The organism is Frankia tisae, assembly GCF_025403405.1.
GTDB classification, from domain to species: domain Bacteria; phylum Actinomycetota; class Actinomycetes; order Frankiales; family Frankiaceae; genus Frankia; species Frankia tisai.
Map to the genome: position 1 here is coordinate 1 of NZ_JANEZT010000121.1, position 16,596 is coordinate 16,596.

Here is a 16,596-nt window from a genome sequence, read left to right on the forward strand (position 1 = left end):
TGCCCCGCCCCCGTCCGCTGCGCCCGTCAGCCCCCCGCAGTCCGCCGGGCCATCGACGGGCGAGAGCTCAGCCGGCGCCGAAGGCACCGGCAAGACCGAAGGCACCGGCAAGGTCGGAGGCACCGGCAAGGTCGGAGGCACCGGCAAGGTCGGAGGCACCGGCAAGGTCGGAGGCACCGGCTCAAGCAGCACCGGGCCGTCCGAGCCCGACGACCGCATCGTCGGCATCATCACCGGTCCGGCACCGGTCTCCGTGTAGCCGAGACCCGTCAGCGGACTGTGTAAAACAGCGTCGTCACGTACTGATCGAAATCGTTGATTCGCAGCGTCAGCCGGAGCTGCCACTTGCCCACCAAGGGCGCCTGCACCCGATCACTGCGCGCGTGCCCCGGGGCAGCCAGGTCGAGCGGCACCTCGAACGGCCCAAGATCCGCGGTCGGCAGGGACAGCGCCGCACTTGCCTGCACCAGCTTCTGCGGCTTGCCACTGGGCGCCCAGGCGTACACGTCGAGAGACTCGGCTCCGATCCTGGTCGGCGCGACCCGCACCTTCACCGTCATCGGGCCGGCGAACGCCGTACCGGTGAACGGCGGTGCATAGCTGGTGCGCGCGGGAATCATGTTCACCAGGGTCGCGGTGAGCCCCAGTACCACCGCCCCGACGATCAGCTCCGACGCGACCCCACGCCGCAGACCGGTCAACGCGGCGGCGCTCGGCGCCTTCTCCGCCGGCTCCGGATCGGATCGGTCGCCGGGGACGCGACCGGAATAGTGGCGGCGCACCCACCGCTGAGCAAGTGCACCCAGCGCGATCATGCCGAGGACAAACCACACCTTGTAAAACAACAATCGCCCGTAACTGGTGTCGACGACCGCTCGGAGCGTCCCGATCTCCCGCCAGCTCTGGAACAGGCCGCTGAGCACGATCACGGCCACGGCCCCCGCTGCCACCCGTGACCAGCGGGGCAGCACCTCCGCCAGCTCCACCGCCGCCGCTCGGCGGACCAGGAAGAGCGCGATCACCGCCAGCCCGCCGATCCACACGGACATTCCGAGCACGTGCACCGTCAGGCTGGCCGTCGCGAGCCACACCAGATTCCCGGCGCTGCCGTGGCCGATCGCCGCCAAGGTCACCGCCACCACAAGTCCGAGACCGGCCAGCTCGCATCTGCGCCACACGTCAAGGGAGGCGGTACGGAACACCCGGCGCAGCAGCGGTACCGCGAGGCAGAGCGCAAGCAGCCGGATCAGCAACAGATGGCCGAACCGCTCCTCCAGCGTCGCCGACAGCACCGACCAGCGACCCAATCCGCTCAGCCCCAGCCCGGCGGCATATGGCCCCTGCAGGAGTAGTTGCCCCAGGCCGGCGAGCGATGACAGCCCCCATGCCCCCGCTATGAGCTGGTTTGCACCGCTCGTCCGCAGCCCCTGCGGCCAGAGCAGCAGCAGAAAGAAGCAGGCGCCCAGAAGAACGCCGATTCCGGCGTAGCCGGCGAACCTCGCAACACCGAACAGGAATCCGACCGTCCGCGAACCGGACGTGTTCGCCTCCGCCCTGGCGGCCCCTGCCTCCGGCGGCCCCCCCACACCGAAGGCGAAGGCACCGGAGATCGGATGACTGTCCGCAGAGATGACCCGCCAGCTGGCCACGTAGGTGCCCGTGGGCAGGTTGGGTCGCAGCAGCACCATCGCCTCGGAGGCCTTCTGCCCCGACCGTGCCTGACCATCGTCTACCCGGGCGCCTGCCGAATCGAGTACCCGGACCGAATCCCGCGAGACCCGGACCGACTCGCTGTAGTCGATCACTATCCGAGTCGGCGCAGCGGCGAGTGCCGCGCCGTCCGCCGGACTGCTGCCCGTCAACAGGGCATGAGCGGACGCCGGCGCGACGCCGAGCCCAAGCCCGATCGAGGTGGTGATCATGGCCAGAGAGGCCATGATCACCACCATCACTCTTCGCACGGAACTACGCCCGCCGCCGGGCAGTCACCAGCGCGAAGGCGCCAGCCACCAGACCGAGTGCACCCAGGACCACACCGACGATTCCGAGCCAGCGGGCGGTCCCGTCACTGTCATCCGACTGCGAGGCCTCGGCGACATTCTGCATCGCCGCCGAATCGTGCACGCTGGCCGACGAGCCCTCAGCCGCCCCAGCTGCGGTCACCGTCAGCGACGGTGCTGGCTTGTCCGGCTCCCCAGCCCCTGACTGCGGGACATCAACCCATCGCACCACGTTTCCGTTCGAATAGGTCTGCAGTGTCTTGAATGCGAGCTGTCCTGCCTTGTCCGGCATCGGACCGGCGGAAACGGTGAACGTGTCAAACTCCCCCGGCTTGATTCCCTGACCCCCCTGCGCCGTCCAGGTGATGCGGGTGACCACCTCGCTCACCTGGCCGTCGTCCGTGCTCAAGGGCTTCGCAGGCGCCGCCTTCGTGATCTTGTAGGTCCAGCCGGCCTTGGGCTGCACCGACACCGACGCGAGCGGTGTATCGACGGGGAACTGAACATCGATACCGGTGGTGGAAGCGTCGTCCTCTTCGGTCGGCACCTTGAACGAAAGGGTGGCATAGCTACCTGCGGACGCGGTGGACGGCTGCAGGGTGACGTGCGCGGAGGCCGGCACTGTCATGGCAAGTACGGCCGCGCCGGCAACCACACCGAGCACGCCCACACGTCGATAGAGGCGGATCATGTAAATCCTTCCAAACGGTCCCACAGCGCAGCGGGAACACAGAGATTCCGTGTCTCACGGGCGCCGGAGCGTCGTTCGTCAGGCCATGGCAACAAGCAGCGGTGAGCAACCCATGGCGCACCGCCCCGTCCGACCGATCTCCGGCTGGCCCTGCGGCGGGCCACGCCGACGGGCGGATCGCCCGAGCGGACGGGTATGTGGGCGGGGTGCCCGTCGACGAACGTCGACGGGCGGCACTGGTGGAATCGAAGGCACGGCAAGCCTCACGGCCGGCCGGAACAGACGGAACAGCAACGGATGGGGACGGAGACCGGAAGCCGACCACAGCACACGCTCCGCACGGCGCAGCAGCACCGCGACGCACGCCGCAGCCAGACCGTGCGCGAATACCATCCGCGCCTCGACCGAGCAACCGCCCGCCCGATGCGTGTGGGAGTGCGCGAGGGTGAGAGCGAAGGTGATGTGGAGCAGAACCTGGGTCCCCGCGACGCCTGCCACGAGCAACGGAAGGTGCCGTTCCCGGTCACCGAGGCCGTAGGCAATCCGGGTGAGTAGGAGGAAGGCGGAGATCATGATCGCGGCCGCCGGCCGCTGGGCGCCGCCGGCCACGTGCGCCGCCCAAGCCAAGCACACGGAGGACGAGGCGAACGTGACAGCTCGTCCAAGGCGAGCTGTCCCTCCGATCGCCGACCAACCTGTGCTCACAGGGGCCAAGCCTGCCATGTCCTACCCACTCACCGCTACATCCCCTCCGGCAATGTCGTCAAGCCGTCAGTTATTCTCCCCGGCAGCACCTCCCGACGTAGGTCATCCTCGGACGGTCAACACCCGTCCACAGGTAGCGTCGGCGTTCTCCGGCGTCGGAGCCCATGAACCTGAAGAGGACTGATGCATCGTGCGGGTGGTCATCGCTGAGGATTCGGTACTACTCCGTGAGGGGCTGCGCCGCCTTCTCACCGACGCCGGCTGCGAGGTGGTCGCCACGGTCGGCGACGGACCCGGCCTGGTCGATGCGGTGGCGACGCACCAGCCCGACGTCTCCGTCGTGGACGTTCGGATGCCTCCTTCGCACCGCGACGAAGGGCTGCGAGCCGCGATCAAGGCCCGCTCTGAGACCCCGGGATCACCAGTCCTTGTCCTCAGTCAATACGTCGAGAAACAGTACGCGGCGGAGCTTCTCGCCGATGGTGCCGGCGCCGTCGGATATCTTTTGAAGGACCGCGTCGCAGACGTTCGCGAATTTGTGGATGCGGTGCGTCGGGTCGCGGCAGGCGGCACCGTCATGGATCCGGAAGTAGTGGCACAGCTTCTCGTCCGAAATCGACGTAACGACCCCATGTCTGCGTTGACCCCACGGGAACGAGAGGTCCTCACTCTCATGGCGGAAGGCCGATCGAACACCGCGATCGCCGCGCATCTGGTCGTGAGCAGCGGTGCCGTCGAGAAACACATATCGAATGTATTCTCAAAACTCGGCCTGGAGTCGACCACGAAGGACCACCGTCGAGTCCTGGCGGTCCTCGCATATCTGCGGAGCTGACGATCCCATTCGGCCACTCGCCACCTTCACTTGGATCGAACATGTGATCGATTTTGCATCCCTGGTGCGCGCCTGTCAAGTGCGGCCATCTCCTCCGACCGAACCTGCCGGTGACCGCATGCCCTCCAGGAGCCATCCTCCGCGCCAGACCGGCCAACAAGACGGCGATCTTGGCAAGGCGGTCTGCACCGCGGAACAGAGAAGGGACCTTCTGGCAGCCACAACCGCAAGTAGACCACCGTGGCAAGATGAAATTCCGGATGGCATGATCGAGGAGAAAAGCGTCGGCACAAAGGGCTTGACGAGGATGCCGCCAAGGCGCAGAATCGAACGCATGTTCGATGATGATCCGAACGTCATCCCCCTCCCTGATCTTGAGGTGGAAGTCTGCAGCTGGGCTGGTCGGATCTCGACCGCGACCTGCCGCTGGCTGAGTCTGATCGCCGCCTTCGATCGCCGGAAAGGCTGGTCCTCGACCGGACTGCCGACCTGCGCACACTGGTTGGCCTGGCGCTGCGGGCTCGGTCTGCGGGCGAGTTACGAGTACCTGCGCGTCGCCCGCGCACTCCAGACGCTCCCCCAGATCAGTGCAACCTTCGCCCGCGGCGAGATCTCCTTCTCCAAGGTACGAGCCATCACGCGCATCGCCACACCGGACACGGAGGCCGAGTGGGCTCACGAGGCAAAGCGATGCTCCGCCCGCGAACTCGAACGACTTGTCTCCCTACAATCAAAGATCAAGTCGGATGGCGGACGGGACCCGGGAAAAAAGGGCGACAAGAAGGAGACCATACGCTGCTCCTGGCGTTGGAACGAGGACGGCACCTTTTTGCTGATCGCCCGTCTCGACCCGGAACGCGGTGCGGTGATTGCCAAGGCCCTGGAGATGGCCACGTCAAGTCTCGACCAGCCGACCGATCCGCGCAATGAAGAAACGATCACGTCGGATTCCACGGATGAAAATCAGGCAAGGATGGTACCGGTGTCCATGCGAGCTGATGCGCTGGCGGGAGTCGCGAATTCTTTCCTTACCCACGGCGCACCGGAGCTTACGGATCCGACCCTCTACACCGTCAACGTTCATGTCGATGTCGACACTTTGATTGGTGGGATCGAAAGTCACCCGAACGACAATTCCCGGAGCACGGAGAAGGGGCATCCTGGCAATCGGTCCTGCGAGATCGAGGGGGGCGCCACGCTCGCGCCGAGTGTCGTCCGCCGGCTGTCCTGCGACAGTCTTCTCCGCACACTTCTGACCGACTCGAAGGGAAACCCGCTCGCACTCGGTCGCACCCGACGGAGCCCCTCCACCAAGCTGCGGAGGGCCATCTATGCGCGGGACAAGGGTGTCTGCCGGTACCCCGGTTGCCGGCACACCAGGTGGCTTCAGGTTCATCACATTAAGGAATGGGGCATCGCTGGAGGGGCGACAGATCCGGCAAATTTGATCCTGCTCTGCTCACTCCACCACCGAGTCATACACGACAAAGGCCTGATTCTCGAGCGGCGGCCGACCGGGGAACTCCTGGTCTTTCACCTGGATGGAACGGTCACTCAGGAGGCGCCGCCGATGAGCAGCGATCCAGACCCGCTGCGTATCTTCCGCACCGCCTCACCCCATGGGCCAGGTCGGGGGTCTTCGGCTGGACAGGCAGCGTGAGCCTCGCTGCAGGCCGAGTGCTGATCGATCGACTCGCGTCGGCCCCGGCCAGCCGTCCCGCATCCTGCACCGGTCTGATGGGACACGGGGTCGGTTGCCTGGCTACGTGAGGCGATGCCCGTAGGCTCCCGGTCTTGTGAGCCCCATCCTCGCGTCCGGACGAGCTGGGAACTTCCTGCGATCTTTGTTGATCATCGCTGTGCTCGTCCTGACGATGCGGACGGCCTACCTGCTGTGGTTCTTCCATACCCCGGCCTGGACGTCGCGACCGCACGACATCCGCTATTGCGGCGGATGGTACGAGCGGGCCGACACACCAGATGTCACAGGCAGTCAAGCCAGGCGGACCGCCGGTGGAGACCTCAAGGCGGTGATGCGATCACCGGTCTTTCGGCCGATCACTACCCACCGTCCGTCTTCGGCCTGTCCGCAGTACCTGTTCGCCAAGGTCGGCAAGGATGTCTACGTGACCTACCGCGCCACCGACGACTGAGCCGAGTCGCTCAACGTGGGTCCGGTGAGCACGTAGACCCGGGCGTGTATCGAGGTGCGCTGCTGCAGCGCTGCGCGGACCGCTCGATGCAGCCCGTCCTCGAGGTAGAGCGCTCCTCTCCACTCGATCACGTGCGGGAAGAGGTCTCCGTAGAAGGTCGAGTCCTCATCGAGCAGTACATCGAGCGCAAGCACTCGCTTCGTCGTGACGAGCTGATCGAGCCGGACCTGGCGGGGGGGAATGGCCGCCCAGTCCCGCTGGCCAAGGCCATGCTCGGGGTACGGGCGACCGTCTCCGACCAACTTGAAGATCACCGGCACCTCCTCTTCGAGGGCGAGACATCCGTCGACTAGGACAGCCTAGGATCCCCGCCTCGTCTATAAGACCCCGGTCGGCCCGGAGCGGGAACCGGGTGGACACCAGGACCACGGCCGAATGCGGATCCCCGCATCGGGCCAGCTCTCACTTGACCGCCATGCCAGGTATGGCTTAAGTAAGCCTTACCTCAAGAAAGGAGACCATGATGATGTCACCAATCCACACGCAGGACATGGTCACGATGGCTCGGCAGGCGAGGACGGTCCTGGCCGGTGGCCGCACGGCGCTGCTGACTCTTCCCTGTGAGCAGGCAAGGGGATGGGTAGGAGTGATCGACGACGGAGGTGAGCCGGTGCTGATGGCGAGCACCGAAGGCCGGCTTGCCGGCGCCGCCAGGAACGGGAGGCGGAGCTGGGTCGAGGTTCCCGGGCACGCCGGCGAGCGCCTGATCCTGGCCGGCCCGCTGCGGATGGTGCCGGGTACCACAGAACAGATCCTGCGCAGGCTCGCCGATCTAGGCCGCACGGTCAGCACGGAGGACGGCATCGCCGATGGCCTTTCCGTGCTGGCGCTCTCCGTCGACGATGTGGTGCTCTGCCTGCCCCCCACCGACATGGACTGCGGTCCACGCCGATGGACCTCCGCCACGGTAGGCCGGCGCATCGACCTGGCCACCTATGCGTTCGCCGAACCGGACCTGATCAGTGCCTATGCCCCGGAGCTCATCGAGCATCTCAACGTGGGACATGCGGATCAGATGCGCCAACTCGCCCGACACGCACTACCGGCGGCGACCGACGGCGACGTCGCTGGCGTCCAGGTCAGCGGCCTGGATCGATACGGCCTGGATCTGTGGCGAGTCGATGGCGCCGGCGCCGAGCAGGTGCGGGTCACGTTCCGACGGCCGCTCATCGAGCCTCGCTCGCTCGGCCGGGAGCTACGCCGATTGCTTGATCAGTCGACCAACGCCTCGGAATGACGACCGTCATCGGCTCCGGACGTTCCTGCCCCACGCCCGGAGGCTCAGATGTCTCGTCAGCATGCCCGCATACAACGCGATCCTGTCTCAGCGACGTACCAGCGCCGTCGCCGATCTCCTGCGGCCCACGGCAGCGGACGGGGTACTCGTCTCCGCCAAGGGGCAGGGGTCAGCCGATCCGATCGCCCCCAACACCCTGCCCAGCGGTTCGGACAACCCGGCCGGCCGGGCACTCAACCGCCGGGTGACAATCACCTACGGCGGCCGCTGAGCGCACTGCCGATGCTGAGAGCACAGCCGCCGGTGAGTTCCATTTGACATCGGCATCGAAAATCGTTTCCAATTAGGCCATGTCACGACCCGCCGCGATCGTCTTCGACCAGGCGAGCGTCGCCTATGGGCGGGTGCCTGCGTTGGAGCAGGTCCACGGCACGGTGCACCAAGGGGAGATCGTCGCTCTCGTCGGGCCGAACGGCGCGGGCAAGTCAACCCTCATCAAGGCGTTGCTTGGCCTGGTGCCGGTCGCATCAGGTTCGATCAGTGTCCTCGGCCGACCGCCCGCGCTGGCACGCCGGCAGGTCGCGTACGTGCCGCAGGCCGACACGCTCGACCCGGACTTCCCGGTCTCGGTGGCGCAGGTCGTCCTGATGGGCCGCTACCGACGGATCGGCTGGCTGCGGCCACCTGGGCGGGCCGACCGGGACGCGGCGGCCGAAGCGCTGGCGGCGGTGGGCCTCGCGCACCGGGCGGCGGACCGGTTCGGGACGCTGTCGGGTGGGCAACGGCAGCGGGTGCTGCTCGCCCGGGCGATCGCGGCGCAACCGGCGGCGTTGCTGCTCGACGAGCCCTTCAACGGGGTCGACGCGGTCTCCCAGGAGGCTCTGCTGGCCACGATCAGAGCTCTCGCCGCGGGTGGTGCCGCGGTCGTCGTGTCCACCCATGACCTGGGCCTGGCGCAGCTCACCTGCGATGGGATCTGCCTGCTCAACCGGCACCAGTTCGGCTTCGGTCCACCCGGCGAGGTGCTCACCCCCGACCTGCTGCGGGCCGCCTATGGCGGGGCCGCGTTGGAACTGGGCGATCGCGGTCTGATCGTCGCCCGATCATGATTGATTTCCTGGTGGCGCCGTTCGACCGGCCCTACATGACGCGAGCTCTCGTCGAGGCGCTGCTCCTCGGTGCACTCTGCGGCGCGGTCGGCGTATATGTGCTGCTGCGCCGGCTGGCGTTCCTGACCGACGCCGTCACCCACACCGTCTTTCCCGGGGTCGTCGTCGGGTTTCTGGTCTCGGGCCGGTCCGGCATCGTGCCGGGCGCGCTCGTCTGCGCGGTGGCCGCGGTCGCCCTGTTCACGGCGATCGCGGCCACCCGGCGAGTGAACGAGGACACGACCCTGGCCGTGCTGCTGACGGCCTTCTTCGCGGTGGGGGTGATCCTCATCTCCCGGCAGCGCTCGTACACCGCCGATCTGACGGCCTTCCTGTTCGGGCACATACTGACCATCGACACGGCGGACATCGTGGTCACCGCCGTGGTGGCCGTCCTTGCCGTGCTTGTCCTGCTTGGGCTGGGTAAGGAGCTGCTGCTACGGGCCTTCGATCCGGAGTGGGCCCGGGCGGCGGGATACCGGATCACCGCGCTCGACCTGGTGAGCAACATGCTGATAGCGCTGGTCGTGGTCGCATCGGTCCAGGCCGTCGGGACCGTGCTTGTGATCGCGATGCTCGTCGTGCCGGCCGCGGCGGCGCGGCTGCTGTCCGAGCGGCTCGGTGTCATCGTCGCCGTGGCGGTGCTCGTCGGTATGGCCGGCGCCTGGCTGGGACTCGCCACCAGCTACGAGGCCTCGGTCGGTCACGATGTTCGGCTGGCCGCCGGGGCCACCATCGTGCTCGTTCTCGTCGCCTTCTACGCCCTGGTGACGCTCGGCCAGGCCTCTCGGCGGCTGGTGAGGCGATGATCCTGTTCTCTTCGCTCGGTGACGGCTACGTGTGGCGCGCGCTGCTGGAGGTCGTGATCGTCGGGGTGCTCTGCGGTGCTGTCGGTGTCCATGTCGTGTTGCGTCGGCTGAGCTTCCTGACCATGGCGTTGACCCACGCGACCTTTCCCGGGGTGGTCATCGCGACGATGCTGGGCCTGGGCCTCGTCCTCGGCGCAGGGCTGTTCGGTGTGCTCCTTGTGGCTGTCGTGGCCGCGCTGACCGGCCCGCGCGGCGCGGAACACGGACGGGAGACCTCCAGCGTCACCGCCGTGGTGCTCTCCGGCGGCTTCGCCCTCGGAATGGCGCTGATGTCGACGCAGGAGGGCTTCAGCCGGGACCTCACCGCCTTCCTGGTCGGCTCGGTGCTCACCGTCCAGCCAAGTGACCTTGTCGTCAGCGCGGTGACGACGGCGGTCGTGCTCGGGGTGCTGGCGGCGCTGCGCAAGGAGCTGCACCTGGCCGCCTTCGACCCGGGCGCCTTCGCCGCCGCGGGCTACCCGGCCCGCCGACTCGATCTCGTCCTGCTGCTGGCGCTCGAGGCGACGGTGGTGACCTCCCTGCCCGCCGTCGGCACGATCATGGCCGTCGCCCTGATCGTCGGCCCGGCGGCGACCGCCCGGCTCTGGTGTTCACGGACGGCCACGATGACCGCCATGGCCATCGTGGTCGGCGTCGCCGCCGGTGTGATCGGGCTCGCTGTCAGCGAGCAGTGGAACGTCGCCGCCGGCGGTGCCATTGTGCTCTCGGTCGCCGCGTTCTTCGTGGCCTCGCTGGTGTTGCAGTCACTCCCGTGGGGTGAACCTGTCGCCGCAGCCGTGGCCCGCCGAAAATCCGCTGGACGCCCCACCTACTCTGGGTAGATGGAGTTCACCCAGTCCGACAAGCTCGCCGACGTCTGTTACGACGTCCGTGGGCCTGTCCTCGACGAAGCGACTCGGCTGGAAGCCGCGGGCGCGCGCATCCTCAAGCTGAACATCGGCAACCCGGCACCGTTCGGCTTCTCCGCTCCGCCGGAGATACTCGAGGCCGTCGTGGCAAACCTTGCGGATGCACAGGGGTACAGCGACTCCAAGGGCCTGCGCGCCGCGCGCGAGGCGGTCGTGGGCTACCACAACCGCAAGGGCATCACCGGGATCACGTCCGACAGCGTGTATCTGGGCAACGGCGTGTCCGAGATGATCATGATGTCGTTGCAGGCGCTGCTCAACAACGGCGACGAGGTGCTGCTCCCGGCGCCCGACTACCCGCTGTGGACGGCGGTGGTCAGCCTTTGCGGCGGGCGGCCGGTGCACTATCTCTGCGACGAGAGCGCCGGCTGGGCGCCGGACCTGGCGGACATCGCCCGGAAGGTCACCCCGCGGACCAGGGCGATCGTCGTCATCAACCCGAACAACCCCACCGGCGCCGTGTACGAGCGGCAGGTGCTGGAGGACATCGTCGAGGTCGCGCGGCGCCACCATCTCATGCTGCTGTCCGATGAGATCTACGACCGGATCCTCTACGACGACGCCGAGCACGTCGCCACCGCGTCGCTTGCCCCGGATCTGGTCTGCATGACCTTCAACGGGCTGTCGAAGGCGTACCGGCTGGCCGGGTTCCGCTCCGGCTGGATGGTGCTGTCGGGCCCGCGTGGTCATGCATCGTCCTACATCGAGGGGCTGAACATCCTCGCGAACATGCGGCTGTGCGCGAACGTGCCTGGGCAGTTCGCCACGCTCGCCGCGCTCGCCGAGGACGGCGGTGCGGGCGATCTCGTCCTGCCCGGAGGTCGACTGCGGGAGCAGCGGGACACGGTCGTCAAGCTGCTCAATGACATCCCGGGCGTGTCCTGTGTGCCGCCGCGAGGCGCCCTCTACGCGTTTCCGCGCCTCGACCCCGAGATCTATCCCATCCAGGACGACGAGCGGTTCGTCTTCGACCTGCTGGCAGCCGAGAAGATCCTTCTCGTCCAGGGCACCGGCTTCAACTGGCCGCGTCCCGACCACGTCCGGATCGTGACTCTGCCCTCGGTGGACGATCTGACCGACGCCGTCGGGCGGATCGACCGGTTCCTGGCCCGGTACAAGCAGAACTAGCGCAGAACTAGTCCTATCGACACCATCGACGAGGTTGTCCACAGGAAGACGGCGCCCTGTGGACAACCTGTGGACAATTCGCGCCGCGACCTGCGGATCGCGCTCCTGCTCGCCGTCACCACCATCGGAGTGGAGATCGCGCTGCACGCCCGGATCGGGCGGCCGCTCTGGTACGACGAGCTCTGGCGTCCGCACTTCGCGGGCGAGCCCTGGCCGACGTTCTGGTCAGAGCTCAGGTCGGCGAACGCGCCGTCGTCGCTGGGGTCGATCGCGCTGACCCGGGTGACCGGCGACGTTCTCGGCTGGCACGCCTGGGCGCTGCGGACCGTCACGGCCGGGATCTGGCTGCCGGTGCTGGCCGCGGCCACCTTTCTGTCCGCGCGGCGCTTCGCCGGCGTCGTCCCTGCCGCGGGCGGCGCGGTCGCGGTGGCACTGAGCGGCACCGTCGTCGACTCCGGCACCCAGCTCAAGCCGTACGTCCTCGAGGCGGTCGTCTCCCTGGCGGTGTTCGCCCTGTGGACGGCGCCCGGCGCGCCGCTGCGGAACCGGACCGCGGCCGGCGTCCTGGCTGCAGTCTCGCTGCCCGCCGTGTTCCTGCTGGTGCCACTGGCCGTGGGCGACCTCGTCCGCGACCGACGAACCAGCTGGCGGGCCGCGCCAGCGCTGCTGCTGGCCGGCGGGCATGCGCTGGTGTTCGTCGCGCACCAGTCCAGCCAGCGTGCGAGCCACTTCTGGGACGATCAGTTCCTCGCTGGGCGCGGCCTCTTCGGCGGGGTGCGCTTCACAGCCGACCAGGCGCGCGCGATCCTCGGCGGCGCGCCACCCGGCATCGACCGTTACGACCCCAACCTCGTGCATTCCCTGCTCGAGGGTCACCGCATCGCCACAACCCTCGTGGGGTCGGCGACGGCCGTCGCCGTGCTCGCAGGCGCCCGGACGCTGCGCCGCCGGGCGGACGGCGCGACCCTGCTGTGGAGCCTGGTCGGCGCCGAGCTCCTCCAGCTCGCGGCGAGCGCCGGACGTTACTGGCCGTTCGGGGCGTGTCGGCCGAACCTGTTTCTGGTCCCGCTGCTGACCATCGTCGCGGCGGCCGGCGCGAGCGAGCTGGCCACCGTGGTCCGCCGACGCGGTGGCGCCGGTGGCGCGGGTGGCGCGGGTGTCATCCGGGCGGCGTGTGTGCTCTGCCTCGTGGGTGTCGCGGCGACGCCGGTCTGCGCGGCCGCCGGGATCGGCACCCTGTGGCGGGAACGCCACGAGGTGCGCCCGATCGAGGGCATGGTCCACGCCACGCTGGCCGTGCGCGCCGAGTACCGCCCGGGTGACGCCGTCATCGTCGGTGGACGCCTCGCCCGGGCGGGCTGGCTGTACGGGATGGAGCTCAGCGGCGACGGCCCACAGCCACCCCGCGCACGGGTGCCACGCTCGGCGACGACGTTCCTGAGCGCGATCGGTCACGGTGGCGCGGAGCGGACCGTACGGGCCCGCCAGCAGCCGCCGCGGCGGGTCCTGCTGTTCGTCCTCGCCTACGACCGCCGGGGCACGACCGCGGAGCTCGCAGCCCTGCGCCGCGGCGGGTGGTGCAAACACGGCGCCCGTTCGTTCCCGCTCACCGGGACGCTGTATGAGCTGGACCGCTGCACGATCACGGGGTCTGCGGGCCCGCGGTCGCCATCGGCTGACCGATGATCGCCGCCAGCGCGGCCCATTCCCGGTCGCCGTCCGCCAGCGAGGTGGCGACACGCTGCTGTAGGACGCCGACCTCGATGCGGGTGCCGTCGAACAGCTGGGCGCAGGAGGCCGCCGCCGCGGTGTAGCCACGGCCTCCTGCGTCGTAACGAACCCGCGCGCCGGAGGTGGGCGGCACCGGCGCGGTGATTGCCGCCGAGACGGCGGTATCGAGGGCGACGCAGGCGGGTTTCAGGGCGGCGCCGTTCTGCGCGGCGAGGTGACCTCGGACAGCGGCCACGTCCGTGGCCACCCGGATCCGTAGCCCCTCGCTGCCGTGGTACCAGGACGCCAGCTCCGCGGCGTCGTTCGCGGTGGAGACCGGGACGGCCGGCATAGCGACCGTCGGGGCGGGGGCCGAGGCGGGGGTGCTCGTGTGCACGGCGCCGGTGCGCGGGCCGGCTGCCTGCTGCCCACCCCCGGTCAGGGCGGCCGCGGCACCGCCGATGACCAGCGCGATCGCGCCGAGGATGGCGAGCCGGCTGCCAACGGGATTCTGCAACGGGTCCGGCTCTCGCAGCCAACCCGGCCGGCTGCCCTGCCGCGCCATGCCGCTCCTCCGCCCGTCCGGCCCTGACTCTCGACGCAGCGCACAGGCTATGCCGCGGGGAGTCGCCGGCCGGCGCCGGGGGCGCTCAGCAGTTGATGAGCTCGGGCTTCTGGTTGAGCACCTGCGCCTCGCGGGAGACGAACTGCCGGTATTGCTCTCCGCCAACCGTGTCGAGGCCGAACATCCCGACCCGGTGGCAGTTCTGGAACACGAGAGCCACCCCGAAATGCCGCTCCAGGGCCGAGCGGATGGACGTGCTGGCCATGGCCCGCAGCAGCTGGCCGCCTTCGGCGTCGGTGGGCGGCGTGCCGTTGAAGGCGGTGAAGTCGCAGCCGGCGGCGCGGGCCGGCCCGAGCTCGGCCGCGAGCCGTTCGACCAGCTCGTAGGCGAATGGCAGCGAGGTGCGGACACAGTCCAGGAACGCCTCGTCGGCCAGTTCGCCGGCACGGGCCGCCTCGACGAGCTGCGGAGTGACCGTAAGTGACATTAAAACCTCCAAGAGTGGTGGCGAGCCCGTCCCGCCACGACCAACCTTTTCGGAAATGGATTTCATTGTCAATAAATTGGACCGTGGGTATGCCATCCGAGCCGGCCGAACGGCCCTGACAGCGCGCGAAAGTGAGAAAATGAGACCGTGAAGCAACCGGAGCCGCGAAAATGTCGCGGCTCGGCCGGCTCGGCCGGCTCGGTGGGGCATCCAGGACCCCTGTGGCCTCTCGGACCACAGGACAGACGTGGCGAAGGGAGTGTCGGTGAGCATCGCGGGGAACGAGGCCAGATCGACCGGCGTTGACCCGTCCTCGTGGCCGGACCTCGGCGCCGCCAGCCCAGCCGCCTCTGCCAGCACAGCCGCCTCTACCAGCCCTGTGGCCTCTGCCAGCCCTGTGGCCCCCGTGGCCGGACGCGGTAGCGCGGCGGCCCGCGGCGCGCCCGGTCGCGGCACGACGGTGCGCGCCACCCGGCAGGGTGACGCGGTGTGCGCCGCCCTCGCCGAGACCGACGCTTTCACCAGCGCCCAGGACCTGCACGCCCTGCTACGCTCGCGGGGCGCCGCGGTCGGACTGACCACCGTGTACCGCCATCTGCAGGTACTGGTGGACCGGGGCGAGGTCGACATGATCCGCCGCGACGACGGCGAGACCGTCTACCGGCGTTGCGCCACCGAGGCGCACCACCACCATCTGGTCTGCCGGGTCTGCGGGCGGACCGTGGAGATCGCCGGCCCGGAGATCGAGGTGTGGACCGCGGCGGTCGCCGACGCCGAGGGCTTCGTCGACGTCGAGCACACCGTGGAGATCTACGGCACGTGCGCCGGCTGCGCGGCGGCGCCGGCCGTGCCCTGAACCATCACGGGGCGGTGGCCGACAGGCCGGTGCAGCCCCGCAGCGCGTTCCAGCCGGCGAGTGCCTGACTGCCTGCGGCACCGCTCAGCGGCCGTGGCGCGCCGCCCACGATCCGGGCGGGCACCCAGGTGGCGGCGGTGACGGCCCGGCCGGCCACGGTCAGCTCCAGGACCCCGGACTCGGTGTTGGGCCCGGTACCGGACGAGTAGAAGACGAAGTTTCCCAGCCCATAGTCGACGTAGGCGCCGTCGCCCGTCCAGCCCGCCCCGAGCAGAACGTGGGCGTGGCTCCCGACGACGACGTCCGCCCCGGCCGCGGAAAGCCGAGGAACCAGGGAACGCTGCGCGTCGCTGGGACAATGCTGCTGTTCGACCCCCCAGTGCAGGAAGACGACGACGGTGTCGGCCCCCGCCCGTGCGGAGCGCACGGCGGCGACCAGCTTGTCGACCTCCTTCGCCGAGGCCAGGCCGGGCTTGTGCGGTCCGGCCGTCCAGGCGGGGACGAGCTCGTCGTCGAGGACCTGGGTCGCGCCGATGACGGCGACGCGCTGCCCCTTCACCGTCGTCGTGTACGGGGCGAAGGCACTGGTGTCGTCCTCGCCGATGCCGATGACCGGGAAGTGCGCCGCCCGGGCGTGGCGCAGCGAATCCTGCAGCCCGGTCAGGCCGTAGTCCATACCGTGGTTGTTCGCCATGGTCACAACGTCGATGCCGGCGGCCCGCACCGCGTCGAACGCGGTGGGCGGGGCGCGGAAGGTGAACTCCTTCGGCGCCGGGGTGCCACCGTCGGTCACCGCGGTTTCCAGGTTCGCAACCGCGAGATCCGCGGCGGACAGGGTCGCCGAGATCGGCCCGATCGCCGTGGCGGGATCCGCCGCGAGGCGCTGGCCGGGCGTCCCGGCGAAGTGGATGTCACCACCGAACGCGATCGTGACCGGCTGCCCCGTAGGCCGCCGCGGGCCGTTCCCGACCGGGCTGGTCTTCTCCGCCGTCCCCGAGCCCCCGGCCGTTCCCGGGGCCGTCGGGGCACCGCTCCCACCGGGGCGGGCCACCGCAGCGGTCCCGCCGGCCGGCGCGGGAGTTGGAGCCGCGTCGTCGCCGTAGGGCATCGAGCAGGCGACAAGCCCGACCAGCAGGACGCCGGCCGCGCCAAGAGCCAGCCCCGCGGCTCCCGACCGCCGCCGCCGGGTCAGCCGCCGCCCGGTCAGCCGCCGCGCGAACTCCCCGCCCCCGCCCATGCCCCGT

17 protein-coding genes and 1 pseudogene are annotated in these 16,596 nt (G+C 69.2%); 12 read left to right on the forward strand and 6 right to left on the reverse strand.

Annotated features, from left to right (window positions below; translation table 11 throughout):
- Positions 1-259: pseudogene (locus NBZ85_RS13700) on the forward strand (RNA polymerase subunit sigma-24); the annotation flags it as partial.
- A 10-nt stretch (positions 260-269) separates the two neighbouring features.
- On the opposite strand, the gene NBZ85_RS13705 reads toward NBZ85_RS13700, so the two are convergent.
- A complete protein-coding gene (locus NBZ85_RS13705; RefSeq protein WP_261556861.1) occupies positions 270-1,937 on the reverse strand; it encodes a copper resistance CopC/CopD family protein in 1,668 nt (555 codons plus the stop codon).
- A gap of 28 nt (positions 1,938-1,965) precedes the next feature.
- The gene (locus tag NBZ85_RS13710) at positions 1,966-2,691 is read right to left on the reverse strand and encodes a YcnI family copper-binding membrane protein (protein WP_261556862.1); all 726 of its coding nucleotides are present in this window, start codon (positions 2,689-2,691) and stop codon (positions 1,966-1,968) included.
- An 895-nt stretch (positions 2,692-3,586) separates the two neighbouring features.
- Between NBZ85_RS13710 and NBZ85_RS13715 the strand changes: the two genes are divergently transcribed.
- The 3 genes from NBZ85_RS13715 to NBZ85_RS13725 all read left to right on the forward strand — a co-directional run bounded on the left by NBZ85_RS13715 (position 3,587) and on the right by NBZ85_RS13725 (position 6,384).
- On the forward strand, positions 3,587-4,231 hold the full coding sequence (locus NBZ85_RS13715) for a response regulator (RefSeq protein WP_261556863.1): 645 nt from the start codon (positions 3,587-3,589) through the stop codon (positions 4,229-4,231).
- Between the two features lie 43 nt (positions 4,232-4,274).
- Complete coding sequence (locus tag NBZ85_RS13720) at positions 4,275-5,891, forward strand: HNH endonuclease signature motif containing protein (protein WP_261562027.1); 1,617 nt, start codon at positions 4,275-4,277, stop codon at positions 5,889-5,891.
- 136 nt (positions 5,892-6,027) lie between these two features.
- On the forward strand, positions 6,028-6,384 hold the full coding sequence (locus NBZ85_RS13725; RefSeq protein WP_261556867.1) for a hypothetical protein: 357 nt from the start codon (positions 6,028-6,030) through the stop codon (positions 6,382-6,384).
- On the opposite strand, the gene NBZ85_RS13730 is transcribed toward NBZ85_RS13725, so the two are convergent.
- The gene (locus tag NBZ85_RS13730) at positions 6,363-6,698 is read right to left on the reverse strand and encodes a type II toxin-antitoxin system VapB family antitoxin (protein WP_261556869.1); all 336 of its coding nucleotides are present in this window, start codon (positions 6,696-6,698) and stop codon (positions 6,363-6,365) included. The genes NBZ85_RS13725 and NBZ85_RS13730 overlap by 22 nt on opposite strands.
- Before the next feature lie 212 nt (positions 6,699-6,910).
- On the opposite strand from NBZ85_RS13730, the gene NBZ85_RS13735 reads away from it, so the two are divergent.
- The 7 genes from NBZ85_RS13735 to NBZ85_RS13765 all read left to right on the forward strand — a co-directional run bounded on the left by NBZ85_RS13735 (position 6,911) and on the right by NBZ85_RS13765 (position 13,420).
- Entirely contained in the window at positions 6,911-7,681 is a 771-nt protein-coding gene (locus NBZ85_RS13735) for a DUF2470 domain-containing protein (RefSeq protein ID WP_308205179.1), read from the forward strand.
- A 61-nt stretch (positions 7,682-7,742) separates the two neighbouring features.
- Positions 7,743-7,952 carry an OmpA family protein gene (locus NBZ85_RS13740; protein WP_308204998.1) on the forward strand — a complete coding sequence of 70 codons (210 nt, stop codon included), beginning with the start codon at positions 7,743-7,745 and terminating at the stop codon, positions 7,950-7,952.
- 79 nt (positions 7,953-8,031) lie between these two features.
- Complete coding sequence (locus NBZ85_RS13745) at positions 8,032-8,790, forward strand: metal ABC transporter ATP-binding protein (RefSeq protein ID WP_261556871.1); 759 nt, start codon at positions 8,032-8,034, stop codon at positions 8,788-8,790.
- Positions 8,787-9,638, forward strand: a complete 852-nt coding sequence (locus NBZ85_RS13750; protein WP_261556873.1) for a metal ABC transporter permease — start codon at positions 8,787-8,789, stop codon at positions 9,636-9,638. Before NBZ85_RS13745 ends, NBZ85_RS13750 begins: the two co-directional genes overlap by 4 nt.
- Entirely contained in the window at positions 9,635-10,519 is an 885-nt protein-coding gene (locus NBZ85_RS13755) for a metal ABC transporter permease (protein ID WP_261556874.1), read from the forward strand. The genes NBZ85_RS13750 and NBZ85_RS13755 overlap by 4 nt, the downstream gene beginning before the upstream one ends.
- Positions 10,520-11,734: a pyridoxal phosphate-dependent aminotransferase gene (locus tag NBZ85_RS13760; protein WP_261556876.1), complete on the forward strand. Its 1,215-nt coding sequence runs from the start codon at positions 10,520-10,522 to the stop codon at positions 11,732-11,734.
- Between the two features lie 69 nt (positions 11,735-11,803).
- Positions 11,804-13,420, forward strand: a complete 1,617-nt coding sequence (locus tag NBZ85_RS13765) for a hypothetical protein (RefSeq protein ID WP_261556879.1) — start codon at positions 11,804-11,806, stop codon at positions 13,418-13,420.
- Here NBZ85_RS13765 and NBZ85_RS13770 read toward each other — a convergent pair.
- The gene (locus NBZ85_RS13770) at positions 13,377-14,009 is read right to left on the reverse strand and encodes a hypothetical protein (RefSeq protein WP_261556880.1); all 633 of its coding nucleotides are present in this window, start codon (positions 14,007-14,009) and stop codon (positions 13,377-13,379) included. The genes NBZ85_RS13765 and NBZ85_RS13770 overlap by 44 nt on opposite strands.
- Positions 14,010-14,094: 85 nt before the next feature.
- A complete protein-coding gene (locus NBZ85_RS13775) occupies positions 14,095-14,496 on the reverse strand; it encodes an SCO5389 family protein (protein ID WP_261556881.1) in 402 nt (133 codons plus the stop codon).
- 406 nt (positions 14,497-14,902) lie between these two features.
- On the opposite strand from NBZ85_RS13775, the gene NBZ85_RS13780 reads away from it, so the two are divergent.
- Positions 14,903-15,352, forward strand: coding sequence for a Fur family transcriptional regulator (locus NBZ85_RS13780; protein ID WP_261556883.1), 450 nt, complete (start codon positions 14,903-14,905; stop codon positions 15,350-15,352).
- A 4-nt stretch (positions 15,353-15,356) separates the two neighbouring features.
- Here NBZ85_RS13780 and NBZ85_RS13785 read toward each other — a convergent pair.
- Positions 15,357-16,596: CapA family protein (locus tag NBZ85_RS13785; protein WP_498041244.1), on the reverse strand; the 1,240-nt coding region annotated here is incomplete at its 5' end.

Coding starts and splice junctions, on each gene's coding strand:
- NBZ85_RS13735 (WP_308205179.1), top strand. CDS start 6,911: ATGTCACCAATCCACACGCAGGACATGGTCACGATGGCTCGGCAGGCG.
- NBZ85_RS13705 (WP_261556861.1), bottom strand. CDS start 1,937: ATGGCCTCTCTGGCCATGATCACCACCTCGATCGGGCTTGGGCTCGGC.
- NBZ85_RS13740 (WP_308204998.1), top strand. CDS start 7,743: ATGCCCGCATACAACGCGATCCTGTCTCAGCGACGTACCAGCGCCGTC.
- NBZ85_RS13760 (WP_261556876.1), top strand. CDS start 10,520: ATGGAGTTCACCCAGTCCGACAAGCTCGCCGACGTCTGTTACGACGTC.
- NBZ85_RS13750 (WP_261556873.1), top strand. CDS start 8,787: ATGATTGATTTCCTGGTGGCGCCGTTCGACCGGCCCTACATGACGCGA.
- NBZ85_RS13770 (WP_261556880.1), bottom strand. CDS start 14,009: ATGGCGCGGCAGGGCAGCCGGCCGGGTTGGCTGCGAGAGCCGGACCCG.
- NBZ85_RS13710 (WP_261556862.1), bottom strand. CDS start 2,691: ATGATCCGCCTCTATCGACGTGTGGGCGTGCTCGGTGTGGTTGCCGGC.
- NBZ85_RS13755 (WP_261556874.1), top strand. CDS start 9,635: ATGATCCTGTTCTCTTCGCTCGGTGACGGCTACGTGTGGCGCGCGCTG.
- NBZ85_RS13775 (WP_261556881.1), bottom strand. CDS start 14,496: ATGTCACTTACGGTCACTCCGCAGCTCGTCGAGGCGGCCCGTGCCGGC.
- NBZ85_RS13745 (WP_261556871.1), top strand. CDS start 8,032: ATGTCACGACCCGCCGCGATCGTCTTCGACCAGGCGAGCGTCGCCTAT.